Annotated in this window: 23 protein-coding genes; 16 read left to right on the top strand and 7 right to left on the bottom strand. The window is 68.8% G+C overall.

Annotated features, from left to right (window positions below; genetic code table 11):
* Positions 1-107: 107 nt before the first annotated feature.
* Positions 108-398, bottom strand: a complete 291-nt coding sequence (locus JOF36_RS36865; RefSeq protein WP_210036866.1) for a transposase — start codon at positions 396-398, stop codon at positions 108-110.
* Between JOF36_RS36865 and JOF36_RS36860 the strand changes: the two genes are divergently transcribed.
* Complete coding sequence (locus JOF36_RS36860) at positions 397-597, top strand: winged helix-turn-helix domain-containing protein (RefSeq protein WP_372447486.1); 201 nt, start codon at positions 397-399, stop codon at positions 595-597. The genes JOF36_RS36865 and JOF36_RS36860 overlap by 2 nt on opposite strands.
* Positions 581-1,648, top strand: coding sequence for a sensor histidine kinase (locus JOF36_RS40575; RefSeq protein ID WP_210036865.1), 1,068 nt, complete (start codon positions 581-583; stop codon positions 1,646-1,648). Before JOF36_RS36860 ends, JOF36_RS40575 begins: the two co-directional genes overlap by 17 nt.
* A 204-nt stretch (positions 1,649-1,852) precedes the next feature.
* On the opposite strand, the gene JOF36_RS36850 is transcribed toward JOF36_RS40575, so the two are convergent.
* Both JOF36_RS36850 and JOF36_RS36845 read right to left on the bottom strand, forming a co-directional pair.
* Positions 1,853-3,064, bottom strand: coding sequence for an IS256 family transposase (locus JOF36_RS36850; protein WP_443706280.1), 1,212 nt, complete (start codon positions 3,062-3,064; stop codon positions 1,853-1,855).
* 300 nt (positions 3,065-3,364) lie between these two features.
* A complete protein-coding gene (locus JOF36_RS36845) occupies positions 3,365-3,757 on the bottom strand; it encodes a DUF302 domain-containing protein (RefSeq protein WP_210036864.1) in 393 nt (130 codons plus the stop codon).
* Positions 3,758-3,909: 152 nt separating this feature from the next.
* Here JOF36_RS36845 and JOF36_RS36840 point away from each other — a divergent pair, with 152 nt between their 5' ends.
* The 7 genes from JOF36_RS36840 to JOF36_RS36810 all read left to right on the top strand — a co-directional run bounded on the left by JOF36_RS36840 (position 3,910) and on the right by JOF36_RS36810 (position 9,482).
* The gene (locus tag JOF36_RS36840; RefSeq protein WP_210036863.1) at positions 3,910-4,176 is read left to right on the top strand and encodes a metal-sensitive transcriptional regulator; all 267 of its coding nucleotides are present in this window, start codon (positions 3,910-3,912) and stop codon (positions 4,174-4,176) included.
* Positions 4,177-4,299: 123 nt separating this feature from the next.
* Complete coding sequence (locus JOF36_RS36835) at positions 4,300-5,706, top strand: MBL fold metallo-hydrolase (RefSeq protein ID WP_210036862.1); 1,407 nt, start codon at positions 4,300-4,302, stop codon at positions 5,704-5,706.
* Positions 5,707-5,834: 128 nt separating this feature from the next.
* Positions 5,835-6,491, top strand: a complete 657-nt coding sequence (locus JOF36_RS36830) for a rhodanese-like domain-containing protein (RefSeq protein ID WP_210036861.1) — start codon at positions 5,835-5,837, stop codon at positions 6,489-6,491.
* Positions 6,488-7,270 carry a sulfite exporter TauE/SafE family protein gene (locus JOF36_RS36825; RefSeq protein WP_210036860.1) on the top strand — a complete coding sequence of 261 codons (783 nt, stop codon included), beginning with the start codon at positions 6,488-6,490 and terminating at the stop codon, positions 7,268-7,270. Before JOF36_RS36830 ends, JOF36_RS36825 begins: the two co-directional genes overlap by 4 nt.
* Positions 7,271-7,328: 58 nt before the next feature.
* Entirely contained in the window at positions 7,329-7,652 is a 324-nt protein-coding gene (locus tag JOF36_RS36820; protein ID WP_210036859.1) for a rhodanese-like domain-containing protein, read from the top strand.
* A gap of 85 nt (positions 7,653-7,737) precedes the next feature.
* Positions 7,738-8,007 carry an SHOCT domain-containing protein gene (locus JOF36_RS36815; protein WP_210036858.1) on the top strand — a complete coding sequence of 90 codons (270 nt, stop codon included), beginning with the start codon at positions 7,738-7,740 and terminating at the stop codon, positions 8,005-8,007.
* The gene (locus JOF36_RS36810; protein ID WP_210036857.1) at positions 8,004-9,482 is read left to right on the top strand and encodes a multicopper oxidase family protein; all 1,479 of its coding nucleotides are present in this window, start codon (positions 8,004-8,006) and stop codon (positions 9,480-9,482) included. Before JOF36_RS36815 ends, JOF36_RS36810 begins: the two co-directional genes overlap by 4 nt.
* A 249-nt stretch (positions 9,483-9,731) precedes the next feature.
* Here the strand turns inward: JOF36_RS36810 and JOF36_RS36805 are convergent, their stop codons facing one another.
* Positions 9,732-9,932: a hypothetical protein gene (locus JOF36_RS36805; protein ID WP_210036856.1), complete on the bottom strand. Its 201-nt coding sequence runs from the start codon at positions 9,930-9,932 to the stop codon at positions 9,732-9,734.
* 201 nt (positions 9,933-10,133) lie between these two features.
* On the opposite strand from JOF36_RS36805, the gene JOF36_RS36800 reads away from it, so the two are divergent.
* The 7 genes from JOF36_RS36800 (at position 10,134) to JOF36_RS36770 (ending at position 18,017) form a co-directional block, all read left to right on the top strand.
* Entirely contained in the window at positions 10,134-10,718 is a 585-nt protein-coding gene (locus JOF36_RS36800) for a recombinase family protein (protein ID WP_210036855.1), read from the top strand.
* A complete protein-coding gene (locus tag JOF36_RS36795) occupies positions 10,715-12,232 on the top strand; it encodes a TnsB C-terminal domain-containing protein (RefSeq protein ID WP_210036854.1) in 1,518 nt (505 codons plus the stop codon). Before JOF36_RS36800 ends, JOF36_RS36795 begins: the two co-directional genes overlap by 4 nt.
* 2 nt (positions 12,233-12,234) lie before the next feature.
* Complete coding sequence (locus JOF36_RS36790) at positions 12,235-13,125, top strand: AAA family ATPase (protein ID WP_210036853.1); 891 nt, start codon at positions 12,235-12,237, stop codon at positions 13,123-13,125.
* A gap of 270 nt (positions 13,126-13,395) precedes the next feature.
* Positions 13,396-14,253, top strand: coding sequence for an IS5 family transposase (locus JOF36_RS36785; RefSeq protein WP_210026896.1), 858 nt, complete (start codon positions 13,396-13,398; stop codon positions 14,251-14,253).
* Between the two features lie 585 nt (positions 14,254-14,838).
* Complete coding sequence (locus tag JOF36_RS36780; RefSeq protein WP_210036852.1) at positions 14,839-15,885, top strand: MFS transporter; 1,047 nt, start codon at positions 14,839-14,841, stop codon at positions 15,883-15,885.
* Positions 15,886-16,234: 349 nt separating this feature from the next.
* Positions 16,235-17,515: an ISL3 family transposase gene (locus JOF36_RS36775; protein ID WP_307862784.1), complete on the top strand. Its 1,281-nt coding sequence runs from the start codon at positions 16,235-16,237 to the stop codon at positions 17,513-17,515.
* Between the two features lie 181 nt (positions 17,516-17,696).
* Positions 17,697-18,017 carry an IS3 family transposase gene (locus JOF36_RS36770; RefSeq protein ID WP_307862836.1) on the top strand — a complete coding sequence of 107 codons (321 nt, stop codon included), beginning with the start codon at positions 17,697-17,699 and terminating at the stop codon, positions 18,015-18,017.
* Positions 18,018-18,450: 433 nt separating this feature from the next.
* Here the strand turns inward: JOF36_RS36770 and JOF36_RS36765 are convergent, their stop codons facing one another.
* The 3 genes from JOF36_RS36765 to JOF36_RS36755 all read right to left on the bottom strand — a co-directional run bounded on the left by JOF36_RS36765 (position 18,451) and on the right by JOF36_RS36755 (position 20,614).
* Entirely contained in the window at positions 18,451-19,284 is an 834-nt protein-coding gene (locus JOF36_RS36765; RefSeq protein WP_307862810.1) for an IS3 family transposase, read from the bottom strand.
* 47 nt (positions 19,285-19,331) lie between these two features.
* Entirely contained in the window at positions 19,332-19,625 is a 294-nt protein-coding gene (locus JOF36_RS36760) for a transposase (protein ID WP_210036843.1), read from the bottom strand.
* Between the two features lie 83 nt (positions 19,626-19,708).
* On the bottom strand, positions 19,709-20,614 hold the full coding sequence (locus JOF36_RS36755; RefSeq protein ID WP_210036850.1) for a class I fructose-bisphosphate aldolase: 906 nt from the start codon (positions 20,612-20,614) through the stop codon (positions 19,709-19,711).
* Positions 20,615-20,840: the final 226 nt, after the last annotated feature.

Genomic DNA, 20,840 nt, shown 5'->3' with positions numbered 1-20,840 from the left:
GCTGTCGGCGGGGGCCGGTGGCCCCCACCGACACCACCCCTGGTCCCCGAGGGCAATATCGCTGGTCCCGGGAGGCGATATCGAGTGGCCTTCAAGCCTTCAAATACTCATCCCGGCAGGTTCGCCTGGGAGAGGTAGGCCGCGGCACGGCGGAGGACCTCGTTCTCCTGCTCGAGCAGCCGGATCCGCTTGCGCGCATCGCGCAGCTCGACCGAGTCCTCCCGGGTCTTGCCGGGCCTGTTGCCGTCCTCGACGTCGGCTTGACGCATCCAGTTCGTCAGGCACGACTCGGATATTCCGAAGTCACGCGCGATCTGGGAGAGCTTCTGGCCAGGTTCGCGGTTCCTCGCGACGCGGACGACGTCGTCACGGAACTCCTGGGGGTAGGGAGCAGGCATGATGCACATCCTTCCCTGCAACGCTCCTCAGCGCCGCAGATCATGTGACACCTACCCGCGCATCAGTCCCGTCGATGTCTACATCCGCTACCTGCGGCAGAAGATCGACCGCCCCTTCGGTGTCCGCTCGGTCGAGACCGTGCGCGGCGCCGGATACCGACTCCGCAAAGACGGGGGCCGCCATGCGCCGTCTGGCTAGCCTGCCCATCCGCTGGCGACTGACGATCGTGTTCGCCGTGGTCATGGGCCTCGTGCTGCTCGGTGCGGGCACCGCCACCGTGCTCGAGTTCCGCGACGCGGTGAACGAAGGCGACCTCACCGGGATACTGCGCCAGCACGCCGATGCCATCGTCGCCGACCTCATCAGCGAGCTGCTCATCGTGCTTCCCGTCGTGCTGCTCGTGACCGTGATCGCCGCCTACACCCTCAGCGGCGCCGCCCTACGACCCGTCGAGGCCATGCGCCGCCAAGCCGAAGGCATCGACGCCGACCACGACACCCACCGCCTGCCCGTGCCGAACACCGGCGACGAAATCGCCCGCCTGGGCCACACCCTCAACGCCATGCTCACCCGGCTACACACCGCCCTGGTCCGGGAACGCCAGTTCATCGCCGACGCCAGCCACGAACTCCGCACCCCGCTAAGCCTGCTCACCACCGAACTGGAACTAGCCCTGCGCCGGCCCCGCAGCCACGACGAACTCACCACCGCCCTGCGCTCCGCGCTCACCGAAACCCAACGCCTGACCCGGCTGGCCGAAGACCTCCTGGCCCTCAGCCGCGCCGACCGCCAGCACGCCACGCCACCGTCCACAGCGGTCGAGCTGGCCCCCGTGCTGCAGGCCATCGCCGAACGCTTCGGGCCCGCACTGCACGCCGACCACCGGCGCATCACCGTCGACGCCCCCACCGAGCTCGCCGCCCTGGTCCATGCCGCCGACCTCGATCGCGCGCTCGCCAACCTCGTCGACAACGCACTGCGCCACGCCGCCGGCGACATCCACCTCACCGCCACACCCACCGACGGCCGAGCCGACATTCACGTCCTCGACCACGGACCCGGCTTCCCCCACGAATTCCTACCGCACGCCTTCGACCGCTTCACCCGCCCCGACACCGCCCGCACCCACCCCGGCACCGGCCTCGGACTCGCCATCACCGCAGCCCTGATCACCGCCAACGACGGCCACACCCACGCCACCAACCACGCCACCGGAGCCGACATCCGAATCAGCCTGCCCATGAGATAAACCAGCGGCCATCGCTTCGCGACGCACAGGCCAGAGCCCAGCTCTTGGCCGAGACGCCATGCCATATGCCGAACCCCTACCGGGACACCTACGGCCTGACCAGCAGTCGAGCATCGAAGCAGGATGTGACCTTCAGCGATAGACGGCGTGGCATTGCGCGCGTTCATGGGTCTATCGCACGAACGGTGTTTCCGGCGTTGGTTGTCAGTAGGTTTCAGCGGCCGGCCAGCGGTCACTGAAAGTGATGGCGAAGGCGTTCAGCGCGGGCTTCCAGCGCATCGTCCATCGGGTGCGGCCTGTTCCGGTGGGGTCGAGGCTGCGGGTGACAAGGTACAGGCACTTCAGGGCGGCCTGCTCGCTTGGGAAGTGCCCGCGCGCCCGCACCGCTCGCCGGTAGCGTGCGTTCAACGATTCGATGGCGTTTGTCGAGCAGATCACCGTCCTGATTTCGACGTCGTAGTCGAGGAATGGAATGAATTCGTCCCAGGCGTTGCGCCACAGCCGAATCATCGCGCCGTAGCGTGCGCCCCACTTGTCCTCCAGTTCGTCGAGCGCGTTCTTGGCCGCGTCAGCGTTCGGTGCGGTGTAGATGGGCTTCAAATCCTTCTTGAGCGCATCGGAGTGCTTTCGCGACACCAACCGGAATGAATTCCTCAGGAGGTGGATGACACAGGTTTGCACGATCGCCTGCGGCCACACGTTCGCGACGACCTCGGGAATCCCTTTCAGTCCGTCACAGACGAGGAAGAACGTGTCCCGCACGCCCCGGTTCTTCAGGTCCAGCAGGACGCTCATCCAGTACTTGGCGCCCTCCCCGCCGGTGCCCATCCACAGGCCCAGCACGTCGCGTCGCCCGTCCAGTGTGACGCCGATGGCGGCATACACCGGCCGGTTGGCGACCTGCCCGTCACGGACCTTCACGTGCACCGCGTCGATGAACACCGCCGCGTACACCGCATCCAACGGCCGGTTCTGCCATTCCTCCATCTCCTCGATCACTTTGTCCGTGATTCGTGAGATAGTTTCCTTTGACATCGACGCGCCGTAAATGTCGGCGAAATGTGCCGATATCTCGCCGGTCGTCAGCCCCTTGGCGTACAGCGACAGCACCACCTCGTCGACATTACCGAGGCGACGCTGACGCTTTTTCACGATCACCGGGTCGAATGTGGCATCCCGGTCCCGCGGAACCTCGATCGGGACTTCACCGACCGCGTCGGACAGGATCGTCTTCTGCCGGGTGCCGTTGCGGATATTCGCCGACTCACGCTCAGCATCCGCCTGGTTCTTCTCATGCCCAAGGTGCTCGGTCATCTCCTCGTTGAGTGACGTTTCCAGCACATTCTTGGTGAAGACCTTCAGCAGCCCATCCGGGCCCGTGAGGTCCAGGCCCCGCTCACGCGCCTGGGCGACCATCGTGGCCGCCGCCTCCTGCTCCGGCGACGACCGCCGCCCCGACGTGTTGCTCCCTGTGGTTGAGGCGCTCATGCCATCCGATGTCATCACTCACCGTGCCCATCCCGCCGGATTTCACCCCGGCGTGTCGGGCCGGAAACACCGTTTGATCAACAGTCCCGCGTTCATTGGCCCAAGAGCATCCATGCCGCCGCTGTAGAACGACGGTCGAACATCAGTGCCTCGCTACGTGCGTGCGGTGCCAGTGGTCGCCGTCCCATCAGGGATGAGATCGACTGAACGTCGAGGGCCGGGCGCTGGTCAGGTCAGTGAGTCGAGGGCGGCGCGTAGACGGTTTCCTGCGTCGGCGGCGGTGTCGGCGAGTTCGGCTTGATCACCGGCGGCTATGCCGAGCAGGGTGCCGGGGTCGACGGCTTGGACGATGGTGCGGCCGTCGGCGCGGCGGACGGTGACGTTGCAGGGCAGTAGCAGGCCGACCTCCGGGCTGGCGGACAGTGCGGCGTGGGCGAGGCGGGGGTTGCAGGCGCCGAGGATGGTGTAGTCGTCGACCTGTTCGCCGAGCTTCGCGGCGAGGGTGGCCTTGATGTCGATGGTCGTGAGCACGCCGAATCCCTGCTCGGCGAGGGCGGCGGTGACGGCGTCGATGGCCTGTGGGTGGTCGAGGGCGACCTCGACGGTGTGGGCGATCTGCACGCTGCTGGCTCCTTTCGTGTGGAACTCCGGGGTCAGGTGGTCGGGTCGGTGGCTGGGGTCACGACGCTACCGGAATACCCCCGGGGGTACGGTGGTTATGCGGAGGGCAAGTCCACGGGCCCACCGTGGGATGCCCGGGAACGGAGACGGCGATGCAGGTTCAGGTCAGTGAGTTGAGCGAAGTGGTGAGTCGCCTGCGCCGCGTGGAGGGCCAGATCAGCGGGATCATCCGCATGATCGAGGACGGGCGTGAGTGCAAGGACGTGGTCACCCAGCTCGCCGCTGCCGCCCGGGCACTGGACAAGGCCGGCTTCAAAATCATCGCGACCGGTCTGCGGCACTGCATGACCGAGAACGACGAGGGAGTGCGGGCGGTCGACGTGGCCGAGATGGAACGACTGTTCCTGTCCCTGGCCTGACGGGGCCGATCCGCGGCGGTTCGAGGGACCGGCGTCGGAAGTAGGGCACGCCATCGCCGACTACTGACCAAGCACGACGATCGAGCAAACGGTAGGAGATACCCTACCGGGTAGGGAACTATGATGATCGACATTCAGACGATCGCGACGTCCGGGCTGGGTGATCGCAGCTACCTGGTAACCGACGGCGAGGTGGCGGTGGTGATCGACCCGCAGCGCGATATCGACCGGGTTCTGGATCTGGCCGCTGATCTGGGTGTGCGGGTCGCCCTGGTCGCCGAGACCCATATCCACAACGACTATGTGACCGGGGGGCTCGACCTCGCGCAGCGCACCGGTGCGGCGTACCTGGTCAACGCCGCGGACGAGGTCGGATTCGACCGCACACCGATCGCCGACGGCGACGAGGTCACGGCCGGGTCGATGCGTCTGCGGGCGATCGCGACACCCGGGCACACCCACCATCACCTGTCCTACGCCCTGCTCGACACCTCCACCGGCGAGGCCCCCGGTGGAGCTGTGGTGGCGGTGTTCACCGGTGGGTCGATGCTCTACGGCACCACCGGGCGAACCGACCTCGTGTCGCCGGCGGACACCGTCGAGCTGAGCCACGCCCAGTTCCACTCGGTGCGTCGGCTGGTCGACCAGCTGCCCGCCGAGGCCGCGGTCTACCCGACCCACGGGTTCGGCAGCTTCTGCGCCAGCACCCCGGCCAGCGGCGCCGATGGCTCCACCGTCGGCCAGGAGGCCAGCACCAACCCCGCGCTGACCCAGGACGAGCAGGACTACGTCGACGCGTTGATCGCCGGGCTGGGGGCGTTTCCGACCTACTACGCCCGCATGGGGCCGGCGAACGCCGCCGGCCCCGCCCCGGTCGACCTGTCGGCCCCGGAGCCGGTCGATCCTGCTGAGCTGCGGCGCCGCCTCGAGGCCGGGCAGTGGGTGGTCGACCTGCGCGGACGCACCGCGTTCGCCGCTGGGCACCTGCCCGGCTCGCTGGGATACGAGCTCTCGACACCGTTTGTCACCTACTTCGGGTGGACGTTCGACTTCGACGCCGAGGTGACCCTGATCGGCGACGATGCGCGGCAGGTCGCCGACGCCCAGCGTGAACTGGTCCGCATCGGCATCGACCGCTTCGCCGGCGCCGCCACCGGCCCGATCGAGTCCCTCACGGCCGGACAGGGCCTGCGCTCCTACCCGGTCTCTGACTTCACCGGCCTGGCTGCGGCCCGAGCGCAGCGCGGCCAGGACGGGCCCTTCGTCGTCGATGCCCGCCGCGACGAGGAGCGCGCCGCCGGTGGGGTGGCGGGTTCGGTGCACATCGCGCTGCACGAGCTGCCCGCCCGCCGCGACGAGGTCCCCGACGGCGAGGTCTGGGTCTACTGCGGCTCGGGCTACCGCGCCTCGATCGCCGCCTCGATGCTCGACCGCCCCGGCCGTGACGTCGTCCTGATCAACGACGACTGGCCCCGGGCCGCCGACGCCGGGCTGGCCATGACCGACGAGCCTGCCACCACCGGCAGCTGACCCGCGCTCGCCAGCGACCCCCATCGCGGTGCTGCCCACCCGCGATGCGGCGGTGCAGCACCGCGCACACCCAGGCGAATCCGCTCGGGCAACGAGCGAGACGTCGATCGAGAGAGGACCTTCCCCGCATGACCGCGACCCCCGCCCCCGAGCTCGCGACCTCTGAACTCGAGATCCCGGAGGTCGGGCGCGCCGTCGATGCCCGCGTTGTCGTCGCCTGGCAGAGGGCGCACGACGGCGACGAAAGCGGCGCGCCGATGGTCGTCGACGTCCGCAGCGCCGCCGAGTACGAGGCCACGCACGTCCGCGGCTCCTACCACGTGCCGCTGGCCACGCTGGCCGAGCACACCAGCGACCTCGCCACCCACCTCGAAGGCCCCGTGGTCCTGGTGTGCCAGTCCGGTGTGCGCGCCGAGCAGGCCCGCCACCACCTCGCCGCGGTCGGGCTGGACCGCGCCCACGTCCTCGACGGGGGCCTGCCCGCCTACACCGCCGCCGGTGGTGACGTCGTCGTCGGCGCCAGGGTCTGGGCGCTGGAGCGCCAGGTCCGCCTGGTCGCCGGTGTCCTCGTGCTCGCCGGGCTCACCGCGGGTCGGTACCTCACTCCGAAGGGTCGGCTGGTGGCCGGCGGGATCGGCGCCGGTCTGACGTTCTCCGCGCTGTCGGACACGTGCGCGATGGGCGCCGCTCTAGCGCGGCTGCCGATCAACCGCGGCGTCACCGAACCGGGCGCCGCCGACACCCTCGCCACCCTGCGCGCCGGACCGCGGGGGCGAGCGCGGTGAGCGTCCTCGCGGCAGGGTTCGGGCTGGTCATCGGCGCCCTGCTCGGCCTCGTGGGCGGCGGGGGCGGCATCCTCGCCGTCCCCGCCCTGGTCTACGGGCTCGGGCTGCCGCTGGCCGAAGCAGTCCCGGCATCGCTGGTGGTGATCGGGCTGGCCTCCGCCGTCGCGGTCGCCCCCAGGGCACTCCGCGAGGTCAACTGGCGCCTCGCCGCGGTTATCGGTGTCGCCGGTGTCCCCACCGCGATCGCCGGAGCCGTGGTCAATCACCTGTTCGATCAGCGCTGGCTGATGCTGGCCTTCGCCGCGATCATGGTCGCCGCTGGGCTGCGGATGCTGCGCGGCACCGACGAGGCCGGCGGGGTGTGCGAGCTACCCGGCGGCGGCGTCGCCTGGCGACGCTGCCTGCCGCGCGCGGTCGCGGTCGGCCTGCTGGTCGGGTTCCTCACCGGCCTGCTCGGCGTCGGTGGCGGGTTCCTGCTCGTTCCCGCCCTGATCGTCGCCCTGGGCCTGCGGACCCCGACCGCGGTCGCGACCTCGCTGGTCGTCATCGTCGCCAACTCCGCGGCCGGGTTGCTGCCCTACCTCGGAGCGAGCGCGGCGGGCATGAACTGGTCGGTCATCATTCCGTTCGCCGGCGCGGCGATCGTGGCCTCGCTCCCGGCGGGCCGGCTCGCCCGACGACTCACCGCAGCCACCCTGCGGCGCGGGTTCGCCGTGCTGGTGCTCCTGGTCGCCGCCGGTGTCACCGCCCAGACCGTGACGGCGCTACTCACCACCTGACCGCTCGACCGACCCGACCGCTCGACCGACCCGACCGATGATCGAAGGAGAACGAACCATGGCTATCCGCGAGACCTCCGTCGACGAGTTCGCCGCCGCCCGCGACGCGGGCGAGGTGACCCTGATCGACGTCCGCAACCCCGACGAGTACGCCGAGGGCCACATCCCCGGCGCCCACCTCGTCCCGCTGCCCGAGCTCGCCCACCGGATCGGCGAGATCCCCACCGGCGCCACGGTGCACGTGGTCTGCCAGTCCGGAGGTCGCAGCGCCCAAGCCGCCGAACTGCTCACCCAGACCGGCATCGATGCCGTCTCCGTCGCCGGCGGCACCCAGGGCTGGATCACCTCGGGCCGCACCACCGAGACGGCCCCAAATAGGTAAAGAAGACACCGCGGGCGCCGGTGACGAACGGGTACGCGGCGAGAGCCACACGTCCACAGGCATACACCTGCAGGAGGGCAGAACCATGATGGGAAACTCGATGATGGGCTGGGCCTGGATCTGGCCGGTCCTGGTACTGATCGGGATCGTGCTGCTGGGCTATGTCGCGGTGCGGCTCACCCAGAACCGCCGCAGCCTCGACCAGGCGGCGGGTCCGCGCCGCGAGTCCCCGCCTGCGCAGGCAGCCTCGTCGGCCGATGCCTCGTCCTCGGCCAGGAGCATTCTCGACGAGCGATTCGCCCGCGGTGAGATCGACGACGAGGAGTACCGGCGGCGCCGCGCGGAGCTGGCATGACCCCGGCTCCGATCAGCCGCCGCCGCGCGATCATCCTCGGTGGGCTCGGTGCGGCCAGCCTCGCCGCCGGCGGCACCGGCTGGATCGCTGCTGGCCCCGGTGTCGGGACGAGTCGGCTTGAGCCCGCCGACACTGGAGCCGAACTGCATCAGCCGCCTGTCCTGGACAGCCGCGACGGTCGGCTGCAGGTCGAACTCACCGCCGCTGCAGGCGCGCGGCTGGGCGGCGTCGACACCCAGGCGCTGGGTTTCAACGGCACCTCGCCCGGACCGACGCTACGGGTCCGGGCCGGGGACGAACTCGAGGTGCGCCTGACCAACCGGCTCGATAAGCCCACCAATCTGCACACCCACGGGCTGCGGGTGTCCCCGCAGGCCAACAGCGACAACCCGTTCCTGCGCATCGATCCGGGCACCTCGTTCGACTACCGCTACCGGATACCGCCCGATCATCCCGCGGGGACGTTCTGGTATCACCCGCATCACCACGGCATGGTGGCCGATCAAGTCTTCGGCGGGCTCGCCGGCGCGCTGCTGGTCGACCCGCCACTTGGGAACGGCCCGGACCTGCCCGTAGTCGAGGACCGGGTGCTGCTGGTCACCGACACCACTCTCGACGCCGACGGCCACCTCCTCGAGGCCAGCGCGATGGACCGGGCGATGGGCCGCCAGGGCGAGCTGGTGCTGGTCAACGGCCAGCACCAACCCACCATCCCCGCCGCTCCCGGGGCGACGCAGCGCTGGCGGATCATCAACGGCTGTGTCTCCCGTGTGCTACCGATCCGCCTCGACGGGCACGACCTGATCCAGGTCGCCCACGACGGCACCTTCTTGCCCGCGCCGGCAACGAAGGACCGCGTGCTGCTCGCCCCGGGTAACCGGGCCGACGTGATCGTGCGCCCCACCGGAACCGGCCGTTACCCGCTGATCGCCGACGCCGTCGACCGCGGCGGCATGGAGGGGATGATGGGCGGTAACATCGCCGCCAGCGGGCCGGTCACCCTGGCCACCCTGGTCACCGACGGGCCGTCGGTCACCGCCCCTCCGCTGCCGGCCACCCTGCCCGCTGAGAAGACCGGCGGAGGACCCACGACCGCGCGACGACAGATCACCTTCCAGATGGGCATGAGCGGCAGCGGGATGGGCGGGATGGCCTTCACCATCGACGGCCGCACCTTCGACCCCGCCCGCGACGACCAGACCGTGCAACTCGGTACCACCGAGGAGTGGACGATCAACAACCCCAGCCCACTCGCACACCCATTCCACCTGCACGTCTGGCCGTTCACCGTGCTCGCCACCAGCGACGGCGCCCGGCCGGTCGGGGTGCCCCAAGACGTCGTGCTCGTCCCGGCCCGCGGCTGGGCCCGGCTGCGGATCCCGTTCACCGAACATGACGGGCGCAGCGTGTACCACTGCCACATCCTCGACCACGAAGACGCCGGGATGATGGCCACCATCAACGTCCGGGGCTAGCTCGAACAGCACCACCGGCGCGCGCCCGCTGAAGCTCACGTCTCTAAGAACTCTAGTTTCGCGAACGGACCCGGCAACCCGGGATCATGTCGTAATCGGTCTTGATCTGACACGCCCCGGTCGCTGTGCTCGTGAGCAGCGTTTCCGCAGGTCTCTGGTTCTCAGTACCCGTCCAACTCGCAGCGGGTCGCGGCCGGGTCGCCGCCCGCGGTGTCGCGACGCTACTCGTCCATGCCGAGGGTGATCGCCCTATTGGTGGCCGAGCTGGCGCAGGACCTCGGCCAGTTGGCCGCTGAGCTCGTCGAGCCGGCGGTCGAGCTTCATGTCCAGGGCGCTGACTTTCTCGTCGAGGCTGTCGACCTTCCGGTCGACGCCCTCGACCAGTTCGTAGAGCGAGTCGATGTCGCCACGCTGTTGGCGTACCTGGCGCTCCACCTCGGGCTGGGACACCCGTAGGACGGTAGCTGATCGCTGAGCTTCGGGGGTGCGGGCGTGCCGTCCGGCGACCCTACGGGTCCAGGTGTCGCTGTCGGGTAAGGATCGTTCGCGAGACACTCCACGAGCTGCCGCGTTCTCGCAGGACACTGCTGTAACGGAACCCGTGTCCGCGGCTACGTCACGTCCTCAGGGGTTCGCGATACGGTTCGAGGCATGCGGATCGGCTACGGACGAGTGTCCACCCGTGACCAACACCTCGAGGCCCAGCACGATGCGCTCACCGCGGCCGGCTGCGAGGAGATCTTCGTCGACAAGGCCTCCGGCACGCTGGCCCGCCGACCCGAGCTGGACAAGGCGCTGCTGACCGCCGGCCGCGCAGGCGACCAGCTGGTCATCACCAAGCTGGACCGGCTCGGCCGCTCCCTCGAGCACCTGATCGGGTTGTCCAAGCAGCTGCAGGCCAAGCAGGTCGACCTGGTGGTGCTCGACCAGGGCATCGACACCTCCACCCCGGTCGGGCGGATGTTCTTCCAGATCCTCGGCGCGATCGCCGAGTTCGAGCACGCCCTGATGTCCGAACGCACCATCGACGGCCTGGCCGCGGCTCGGGCGCGCGGGCGCACCGGCGGGCAGAAGCCGAAACTCGGACCCCGCCAGGTCGCCCTGGCCCGCCAGATGTACGAGGAGACCGGCGCCGACAGCAAACGCCGCTACACCGTCGCCCAGATCGCCGCCGAGTTCGGGGTCACCCGCCCCACCATCTACCGGCACCTGAGTAAGCCGGCGGCCGCGTCGTGACCGGCGACGAGACGACGACGGTGGAGGCCACCCCGACCGGATCGGCGCTGACCGCCTCGACGATGACGGAGGCGCAGCGCGAGCTGGCCATGGCTCGGTTCGCGGTGCTGCGCCCGCACCTGGACGACGGCGTCGCGCTCACCGCGGCGGCCCGGCACGCCGGGGTTCCGGTGCGCACCGCGCAGCGGTGGCTGGCCCGCTACCGCGAGGCCGGGCTGGCCGGGCTGGCGCGGCGGTCGCGCGTGGACCGGGGCCGCCGCAGGGTGCCCGAGCAGCTGGTCACCCTGATCGAGGGGATGGCGCTGCGCATTCCGCGCCCGAGCGCGGCCACCATCCACCGCACCATCCGGGCGATGGCCGGCGAACACGGCTGGCCGGTGCCGTCCTATGCCACGGTGTACGCGATCGTCGCCGACCTCGATCCGGCGCTGACCACGCTGGCCCACGAGGGCGCCAAGCGCTACGAGGAGGTGTTCGACCTGGTCGGGCGCCGCGAGGCCGGCGCGCCGAACGAGATCTGGCAGGCCGACCACACCGAGCTCGACATCTGGGTGATCGCCCCGTCCGGCACGCCGGCCCGGCCCTGGCTGACGGTGATCGAGGACGACCACTCCCGCGCCGCGGCCGGCTACGCGGTCAGCCTGGAAGCGCCGAGCTCGCTGAACACCGCGCTGGCGCTGCGCCAGGCGATCTGGCGCAAGCCCGATCCCGGCTGGCCGGTCTGCGGCATCCCCGCCGTGTTCTACACCGACCACGGCAGCGACTTCACCTCCCGGCACCTCGAAGCCGTCGCCGCGGACTTGCACGTCCAGCTGGTGTTCTCCCTGCCCGGCAAACCCCGCGGCCGCGGCAAGATCGAGAGACTGTTCAACACGATCAACCAGATGTGCCTGCAGCCGCTACCCGGCTACGCCCCACGCGGGGTACCCGACCGAGCCGGACGCGCCCAACTCACCCTGGCCGAGCTCGACGCCGCGATCGGTGCCTTCCTCACCGGCGACTACCACCACCGCGTGCACAGCGAGACCCGCCAGAGCCCGAACGAGCGGTGGACCGCCGGCGGGTTCCTGCCCCGGATGCCCGACTCGCTCGAACAGCTCGACCTCCTGCTGCTCACCGTCGCCAAGCCGCGCAAGATCCACCCCGACGGAGTGCGCTTCCACGGCCTGCGCTACCTCGACCCGACCCTGGCCGCCTACGTCGGCGAGCAGGTCGTCATCCGCTACGACCCGCGCGACCTCGCCGAGATCCGCATCTTCCACGACGAACAGTTCCTGTGCCGGGCGATCTGCCCGGAACTGGCAGGGCGCTGCGTTGCCTTGAAAGACCTCACCGCCGCGCGCAACGCCCGCCGCCGCGAGGTCCGGCAAGGCCTGCGCAACCGCGCCAGCGTCGTCGACCAGCTCGTGGCCGTGCACCGACCCGGCCACGACCACCCCGCAGCGGGCACCGCGGCCGCACCCGACGACGAGCCCGTCCCGGCCCGACGGCTCAAGCTCTACCGAGAGGACTGACCGTGACCAGCACCGAGGCATCTCAGTCGGGCGCCCACGCCGAGGCCGACGATGACCGGCCGGCGTCACCGGTCGCATCCGCGACGCCGGCCGAGACCGCGTCGGAGTTCGTCGTCACCAAGCAGCACCGCCGGTTCACCGAGTTCTGCGACGCGGTCCGCCGCGACCGCTACATCGGCCTCTGTCACGGGGCGCCCGGCGTCGGCAAGACCCTCTCCGCCCGCCACTACAGCTGCTGGGACACCGTCGGCGCCGCCATCCGGAGCTACCGCCTCTACGAAGGCGTCGCGCCCGCGGCCGCGATCGAGGCCCGCACGATCTTCTACACCCCGACCGTGCACAACACACCGCGCACCATCGACAAGGACCTCAGCTGGCTGCACACCCGATTCAGCTGGGCGGTCGAAACTGCGCTGCACTCCGACCGCCGCCCACCCGACCTGATCCAACGCAACGGTCCCTACGCCGAGCTCCTGATCGTCGACGAGGCCGACCGGCTCAAGACCCCAGGACTGGAGGCCCTGCGCGACCACCACGACCGCACCGGGATCGGGCTGGTCCTGATCGGCATGCCCGGCATCGAACGCCGCCTCGCCCGCTACCCCCAGCTCTACAGCCGCGTCGGCTTCCTCCACCACTACCAGCCACTCTCAGCCGACGAGCACACCTTCGTGCTCACCCGCCGCTGGCCCGACCTCGCCCTCGACGACGCCGAGGACTACACCACCAGCGAGGCGCGCGCGGCGATCATCCGCACCACCGGCGGGAACTTCCGGCTCACCACCCGCCTGATGGCCCAGGTCCACCGCATCATGGAGATCAACCAACTCAGCACCGTCACCGCCGAGGTCGTCGACACCGCCCGCGAGTCCCTGGTCATCGGCGTCCTCTAACGCCACCCACCACTGAAGAAGCAACGCCAACAAGCGCTCACGATCACACCTATGTGAGACGTTGTTTTCGGTCACAAGTTTTGCGACAGCTCTCACCGGGACTGACGCTCCGTCGAGGGAGTGTCTCGTTAACGGTCGTTTTCCGGATTCAGAGGAACCCATCCGTTAGAGCGTCCGGCAAATGAGGTCGCCGCGTGTCGTTGCAGGTAGAGGCACGGACCCAGAAGTGATCATGGGATTGCTGAAGTCCTGTGATCGCCTGGAGGGTCCGTGCCTCTGTTGCCAGCATCCCTGATCGAGCCGCTGTGGGTCGAGTTCGCTGACCTGATCGGGTCCGAACGACGGCCCGAGTTCTCCCCGACCCATCCGTGGGGCTGTCATCGTCGCCGGATCCCGGACCGGGTCGTGTTCGAACACGTGCTCGCCGCGCTGGTGCACGGCAGCGGCTACGAACGCCTCGCCTCACCGGGCTGCTCGGACCGCACCATCCGCCGCCGCCTTGACGACTGGGCCCGGGCCGGCGTCGGTCGAGAAACGCTGCGCCAGGCCCTGGCCGGCTACGACCAGATGATCGGACTCGACCTCGATGACCTGTCCGTGGACGGGTCGATCACCAAGTCCCCGTGCGGCGGTGAGGTATCCGGGCGCAGCCCGGTTGACCGGGGCAAACAGGGCACCAAACGCTCGGTGGCCGGCGACGGGAACGGGATCCCGCTGCACCTGGTCGCCGCCCGCGCCAATGATCACGACTCGCCGTTGCTCGAACCCACCCTGGCCGGGGTTTGCGACATGATCGGTCCGTTGCCCGATCTGCCGGGCATGCATCTGGACCGGGGCTACGACTCGGCCAAGACTCGCGACCTGCTCGAGGTCCTCGGCTATGACGCCCACATCGCGCTCAAGGGCGAACCCGCCCCGATCCAGGCTGGGCGGCGGTGGCCGGTCGAGCGCTTGCACGCGTGGATGAACGGGTTCGGCAAGCTGCGCCGGTTCACCGACAAGCGCCGCGACATCGCCGAGTTCTACCTCAACCTCGCCGCCGCGTTGACCGTGATCCGCCGCCTGATCAACCGCGCACGCGTGCTCTACCGCTGGCCCACCCGGCCGACCACCCGCCGACTCCGCTGAACATCATTTGCCGGACGCTCTTAGTCCCCCCGGTGACGGCGACGGGTGGAAGTTGTTCCAGCTACCGAGGTGAGCGGTTCGGCTCAGACTCCCCACTCGTCGAGGGGGACGGGAACGCTCGGCGTAGCGCGGCGCCCGCCCGCTCGCCGAACGAGTTGCATCACACCCGACGCTGCCCGCTCGTCGGGGCGCTCGACTGGTTCGCAAAATCGACCCAGGAGACGATGTCGTCCGGGGGTCCGCACGACGATCTGGTCGTGGATGACCGGAGTCCTGGTTGTTATGTTCTTGGGCAGTCATCCTGATCGTCCGGGGTGACCGGTTGTGTAACGCCGACAGGGCGACTTCGGGAGTCCTGTCATGGTCCTGTGGTGGTCGCCGCGTGTTGCCCTCACGGGCGTCTTCTTTCTCAACGGAGCCGTGCTGTCCAGCTGGGCGCCGCGTATTCCGACGGTCAAGAACGACCTCGGGTTTAGCGAGCCGCGGTTGGGTATCGCCCTGCTCGGTGTCGCTGCCGAGTCCCTTCCGGCGCTCTTGGCTATCGGCGGCCTTCTCCGGTGGTGTTCGTCCCGCTCGGTGTGTCGGGTGGCTGCGTTGGTGTTCGCCGGCGCGCTGCCGCTGCTCGGCCTGGCCGGGGGCCTGGTGTCGTTGACGCTGACCCTGGCCCTGCTCGGTGCGGCCAGCGGCGCGCTCGATGTCGCGATGAACACCGCCGCAGTCGAGCTGGAGGCTGTCGACGGGCGCGCCTTGATGCCCGGCTTGCACGGTGCCTACAGCGCCGGAGTGCTGGGTGGTGCGATCGGCGGCGGAACGGCCGCGGCGGCCGCGATGCCGATTCTGCAGCACTTCCTGGTCGTCGGCGCCATGCTACTCGTGCTGCTGGGGGCGGTCTGGCCCGCGCTCCCGACCGCGGTACCGCGCGCCTGCGGGTCTCCGGACCGGGCCGGTCCGAGCAACGCCCACATCCCGGCGCTGCTGTTCCTTGTCCTACTGGCGGTCAGCGCGCTGCTGCTCGAGGGCGTACTCACCGACTGGACGGCGGTGCTCGCGAGCGGCCCCCCGTTTTCCGACGCGACGGTCGCGGCACTCATCGTTGCTGCGTTCAGCTCGGCGATGACGCTGTCCCGGGCGTTTTCCGCCCGTGTGCTGCGCGCGGTGGGCCCGCGGACGGTGGTGGTCACGTCGTCATCGACGCTGCTGGTCACGGTCGCGGTGTCGGCGTTGCAGTCAAGTCCGGCGGGCCTGCTCGCCGGCACCGTGCTGGCGGGACTGGCGATCGGTCCGCTGTTCCCGATGGTGATGAGCGCCGCCGGCGCACGCGACCCCGACAACGCCGGTTCCGTGACCGCGAAGGTCACCGCGTGCGGCTACCTCGCCTACCTCGGCGGGCCACCGGCCGTCGGGTTTCTATCCGGACGCCTCGGGCTCCCGGTGGCGCTCGCCCTCGTCGGCGTGAGCGCCTCCCTGGTGCTACTCGCGCTCGGCCGGATCGGCCTCACCACCCCCGACCGGCGTCCCCGCCACCGAGACGCTCCTGCGCTGAGGGTGGAGTACCTACCGACGCGTTTCGCGCCTCCACTCGCTGGCGAGGCTCGTTATCCGCTGCGTGCGCTCTGTAGTTTTTTCTCTTGAATTTCCACCGTCGGTAAGACCAGGCCGAAATCGCACGAAAACTGTAGCTCGATCGTGGTCACATCTGCGCGCGATCTTGTGCTGATTCACTTCGTCGTGCCACTTTTAGTCAACGGATGATGAACAGGAGGGACGTCATGGAAGCCGTTAAGAACGAGGCACGACTGCTTCTGATTTCCGGCTCTTCCGGAAATGGAGTGCAGGTGAGGGCGTGACCGACCGCGGGAGTGGGGTCGTGTCGCTGCGCTGAGGTGGGCCCCGAGAAGTTGATGATGACGGTTCCTACGCCAACATCAGCAACGATCCCGGGGACCCGATGTCGCAGCCTACGTGCCCGCCCGCTCAGATCGTGGCCGACACGATCGTCCGTACCGTCGAGCTCGGGGTGCGGATCACCGACGCCGCACTGGACGGTGAGACCACGGTGCTGTGGTGCGACCTGCTCACCGACGGTCCCGGCGGCTGCCCGGGGTGCGGGGTGGTCGGGGTCTACCGCGACAGCGCCGAGCGCCGGGTCGCCGATGTCCCGGTGGTCGGGCATCCGCTGCAGCTGCGAGTGCGGGTGCCGCGCTACCGCTGTGTCCATGACGGCTGCGCCCGCGAGATCTTCGTCCACGACTCGTCCCGGTTGGCCCGGCCCAGGGCCTCGACCACTCGGCGCTGCGCGGGCTATGTGTTGCGTCGCTTGGCGATCGACAAGACCACCGTCGCAGCGGTCGCCCGCGAACTCGGCTGCTCGTGGGACACCGTGAACGCCGTCGCGGTCGCCGCGACCGAAGCGCTGCTGCTCTCCGCCGGCCCCGCCCGCCTGGACGGGGTGCGGGTGATCGGGGTCGACGAACACAAGTGGGCGCACGTGTTCGGCGCCGACGGCGACGGGTTCGTCACAGTGATCACCGACCTCACCGCAGTCGTGGCTGGTCAGGGTCGTGCGCGGCTGCTCGACCTGATCCCGGGACGCTCGGCGCAGGCCCTGAAGACGTGGCTCGACGCCCGCGACCCGGCGTTCCGCGACGGAGTCCGGGTCGTGGCGATGGACGGGTTCGGCGGCTACAAGAATGCCGCCGCCGACGCGGTCCCGGACGCGGTCACGGTGATGGACCCGTTCCACGTCGTCGCCCTGGCCGGGCACAAGCTCGACCTGTGTCGCCAACGCGTCCAACAGGACACCCTCGGCCACCGCGGTCGCGCCGGTGACCCGCTCTACCGAGCACGGCGCACCCTGCGGACCCGTCTCGCGCTGCTCACCGACAAGCAGAGATCCCGGCTCGAGACGGTGTTCGCCGCCGACGAGCACGTCGCGGTCGAGGTCACCTGGTGGGCCTATCAGCAGATCATCGCTGCCTACGCGACCACCGACCGCCGACACGGCAAGACTCAGCTCGCCGCGGTGATCGACCGGGTCCGCAGCGGGCTACCGGCCGGGCTCGACGAGCTCGCCACCCTCGGACGGACCCTGCACCGGCGCCGCGACGACGTCCTGGCCTACTTCGACCACCGAGCCTCCAACGGCCCGACCGAGGCCATCAACGGCCGTCTCGAAGCACTCCGCCGCAACGCACTGGGCTTCCGCAACCTGATCAACTACCGCGTCAGATCGCTACTGCACTGCGGAGCCCTCGCACTCTGAATCCGGAAGAGCCCATTAACGCCCCGGTTTTGATGCCACCTGGCTTAACGACACGTCCTCGATGGTTCACTTTCGTTCGCCTTCTTGACTCACACCTGCCGCCTCTTACGACGGCTTTTCCACGACGCTCACTACCATGACTCATTCACCACAGCAGCTCGTGGTGGTTTGACACCAGCACCTGTATGCCGATGCCGAAGGACCTACCTTCATCTCCACAACAGCATGGTTACATCGATCATCTGTCTTCTACATCAGACTCCCTCTGCTCCCTTCAAGACACACCAACGCCCTCGCGGAGAACCTGTGGTCCACGCTCAAGGTCGAGCTCGTGTACTGGCCGGGCACGACGTTCACCACCCGCGCCGAGGCCGAGCACGCCCTGCTGCGCTACATCGACGGCTGGTACAACTCCCGCCGGATCCAGGCCGGGCTCGGCGGACTCTCACCCGACGAGTACGAGGACGCCTACCATCGCGCCCAGCGCGACGATCACAGATGACCCAGACTCCGGGAAACCGGGGGAACCTCAGCCATGGATCATGTCCATGTCGGTGTGGTCTCAGGTGCCGTCGCCGCGGGCCGGGTGAGCGGGTCAACGCCGCTGAAGAACTGGAAGATCCTGCGCAAGATCCGGTCCAGCCCCGGCCGAGCCGGTGAGCTCATCGCAACACTATCTGGAGCGCATGGGTGCTGCGCCGATACCGCCCGGCCAGATGCGGGAACGCCTCGGCGAACGTCTCGCGATGACACGCCTGTCGCCGGATCCAATTTTCAAGATCCGTTGACAGAGATCGCGGTCGCCGAGATCGTGGGCCGCGCTTTGCGTCGGCCCACCTGGTCCAGCCGATAAGTCGAGCGGGAAGTTCGAACGTGTGCCCACCGCACACGCGATTTGAGCTTGGCCCCCTGCGCCGGACACTGACGGAGTGGGGTCAGTGATCTTGGTCTGGCGGGATCTGGGCTGCTTCGTAGTCGACCGGGCTGAGCATTCCGATGCTGGAGTGACGCCTGATCGGATTGTACCAGCACTCTATCCACTCGAATATCGCGTTGGCAAGATCGGCGCGGGTTTTCCAGGTTCTTGAGTCGAGCAGTTCTAGCTGCAGCGTCCCCCAGAAGGACTCGACCATCGAGTTGTCGTAACAATCGCCGATCGAGCCCATGGAGCCGACGAGTCCGGCATCTATCAGCCGGCGTCCGAACGCCCAGGACGTGAATTGCGAGCCGTGGTCGGAGTGCAGGATCGCTGAGTACGGTTCGGGGCTGCGGCGAGTGATCGCCATGCCGAGCGCGTCGGTGACGAGTTCGGTGCGCATGTTGTCATCGATCGACCAGCCCACGACGCGCCGAGAATAGGCGTCGAGGACCGCGGCACAATATACTTTCCCTTCCTCGGTGGGATGTTCGGTGATGTCGGTACACCACAATTCGTTCGGGCCGTCGACCGTGAAGTCCCGGTCGACCAGGTCGGCGTAGGGCTCGGCGTGCGGGTCGCGGACTGTGCAGCCGCGGCGTCGCCGCCGGTAGAGGCCCTGGATTCCGGCCTCGCGCATCAGCCTGGCGACGCGCTTGTGGTTGACCACCTGCCCCAGTCCGAGCGTGAGCTCGGCGTGGACACGCGGCCACCCGTACGTTCCCCGGGATTCTTCGTGGATCGTGGTGATGTGTTTGAGCAGCAACTCGTTCTCCGCGGCTCGAACGGATTTATGCCCGGATCGCCATTCGTAGTAGCCCTGGCGGCGCACGCCAAGGACCCGGCAGGTCACCGCGACGTCAAATCCGTCGTCGGCGAGTTCACGGACCAGCGGGAAAACTACTTTGGGAGAACGTTCTCCCGTGCAAAATACGCGGCCGCGCGCTTGAGAATCTCGTTCTCCACCTCAAGCCGCCGCTTCTCCTTGCGGAGCTCGACCAGCTCGCGCTTCTCGGCGCTGTTCAGTCGCGATTCGGAGCCACCGGTGTCGTCGGCGTCGGCCTGGGCCATCCAGTTCCGCAAACACGACTCCGAAATCGACAGCTCTTTCGCGATCGCAGACACCGGCTTGTCGCCGGCACGAGCAAGGTCCACGGCGCGGCGCCGGAACTCCGGCGGGTGAGGTGCAGGCACGAACAACATCCTCCCTGGTGGACCGAGTCCACCTCAGGCGACGTGTCCGGCGTCAGGGGTCAAGCTCAATTCTCGCAGGGACGCTACTGGGTGCATGTGCGCAGCGTGGTGCTGAGGAGGTGGAAAGTATCGCGGAGTTCGCGTCGTGCCAGATCGGTGTTGTCTGGACGACCCCGCCACAACCGGGCGAGCCGTCCGAGTAGGGACCGGCCGAGGCCGTAGCCGATGGGGCGGTTCGGGTCAGCGCGACGTAGAGCGGCGAGGTGGGCACTTACGGCGTGACTTCCGCCGTGGCGACGCACCGGAAGGACCAGGATGCCAGCCCTATCCGGTATGCCGGAGTCGGTCACGGCCCGTAGCGTCGCGCGGGCGATGTCATCAGGTGCACCAGGATCATGGCTGTGGGGGCCGGGGACAACGGGCCGCAGTGCGTACAGGAGCGCCGTAGGTTCGACGTCGGCGTAGTCCAGGGCTGTTTGGGCCCGCATCAGGGCTCGGGTCGCCGCCGTTCTTGCCTTGTGCAGGAAGCGTTCTTCAGTGTCGGTGTCGATCTCCACTACCGGGAGGAGTCCGTGGCGCTGGCTTCGCCGCACGTGTTGTGCGTATTCGCGCAGCTCGGCGGGTGGGGTGGAAGGGGCAACTCGTACCGGGCACCGCAGGAAGGTGATTCCGGTCCCGGCCAGGCGGTTGAGGTCCAGCATCGGAGACTCACCGTGCGTGGTCAGGTAGCGGGTCCCGACGGGGCAGGCTAGTCCAGCCAGCTTCGCGGATTGGGGCGCGTACAGCCGCCGCGAGTTGATGGTGCGTCCGGTCATGTCCCGGGCGAGGCCCATCGCCCCATCGATGAGCTGGTGGAAGGCCTCTTGGTCCTGGGGGCGCGCGCTGCCGCCCGCTTTAAGTAAGAGCGCGCCAATCTCATGCTCGTCGTAGTCGAGGAACAGTACGCCTCCCCGCAGGAGCGTGGCGGCTACCCCGTCAGTCAACGTCATCTCGGGAGTCTCCTGCCGGGAAGGTGTGGAGCGCCTCCCCCTGCTTGGGGAGGGGAGAGGGGAGCACCAGGCCGGTGCCGTCTCGGCCTCCTGGCGATTCGACCTGTTGGCCCTGGCCGGGCCGGGTGGCCAACCATCGCTCGGGGGCGTGTCATGGCAGGGGCTCTGGCCCAAATTCGGTGGTGACGGAAAGCTTCCCTCACCCGAGCAGGATGCGGTGGCGTAG

The sequence above is a fragment of the Pseudonocardia parietis genome, assembly GCF_017876315.1.
GTDB lineage: Bacteria > Actinomycetota > Actinomycetes > Mycobacteriales > Pseudonocardiaceae > Pseudonocardia > Pseudonocardia parietis.
The sequence above is the reverse complement of the archived record's forward strand: the minus strand, read 5'-3'. Positions and strand labels throughout refer to the sequence as shown.

Coding starts and splice junctions, on each gene's coding strand:
- JOF36_RS36860 (WP_372447486.1), top strand. CDS start 397: ATGATGCACATCCTTCCCTGCAACGCTCCTCAGCGCCGCAGATCATGT.
- JOF36_RS36865 (WP_210036866.1), bottom strand. CDS start 398: ATGCCTGCTCCCTACCCCCAGGAGTTCCGTGACGACGTCGTCCGCGTC.
- JOF36_RS40575 (WP_210036865.1), top strand. CDS start 581: ATGCGCCGTCTGGCTAGCCTGCCCATCCGCTGGCGACTGACGATCGTG.
- JOF36_RS36850 (WP_443706280.1), bottom strand. CDS start 3,064: ATGGTCGCCCAGGCGCGTGAGCGGGGCCTGGACCTCACGGGCCCGGAT.
- JOF36_RS36840 (WP_210036863.1), top strand. CDS start 3,910: ATGCAGGTTCAGGTCAGTGAGTTGAGCGAAGTGGTGAGTCGCCTGCGC.
- JOF36_RS36835 (WP_210036862.1), top strand. CDS start 4,300: ATGATCGACATTCAGACGATCGCGACGTCCGGGCTGGGTGATCGCAGC.
- JOF36_RS36830 (WP_210036861.1), top strand. CDS start 5,835: ATGACCGCGACCCCCGCCCCCGAGCTCGCGACCTCTGAACTCGAGATC.
- JOF36_RS36820 (WP_210036859.1), top strand. CDS start 7,329: ATGGCTATCCGCGAGACCTCCGTCGACGAGTTCGCCGCCGCCCGCGAC.
- JOF36_RS36815 (WP_210036858.1), top strand. CDS start 7,738: ATGATGGGAAACTCGATGATGGGCTGGGCCTGGATCTGGCCGGTCCTG.
- JOF36_RS36810 (WP_210036857.1), top strand. CDS start 8,004: ATGACCCCGGCTCCGATCAGCCGCCGCCGCGCGATCATCCTCGGTGGG.
- JOF36_RS36800 (WP_210036855.1), top strand. CDS start 10,134: ATGCGGATCGGCTACGGACGAGTGTCCACCCGTGACCAACACCTCGAG.
- JOF36_RS36755 (WP_210036850.1), bottom strand. CDS start 20,614: ATGACGTTGACTGACGGGGTAGCCGCCACGCTCCTGCGGGGAGGCGTA.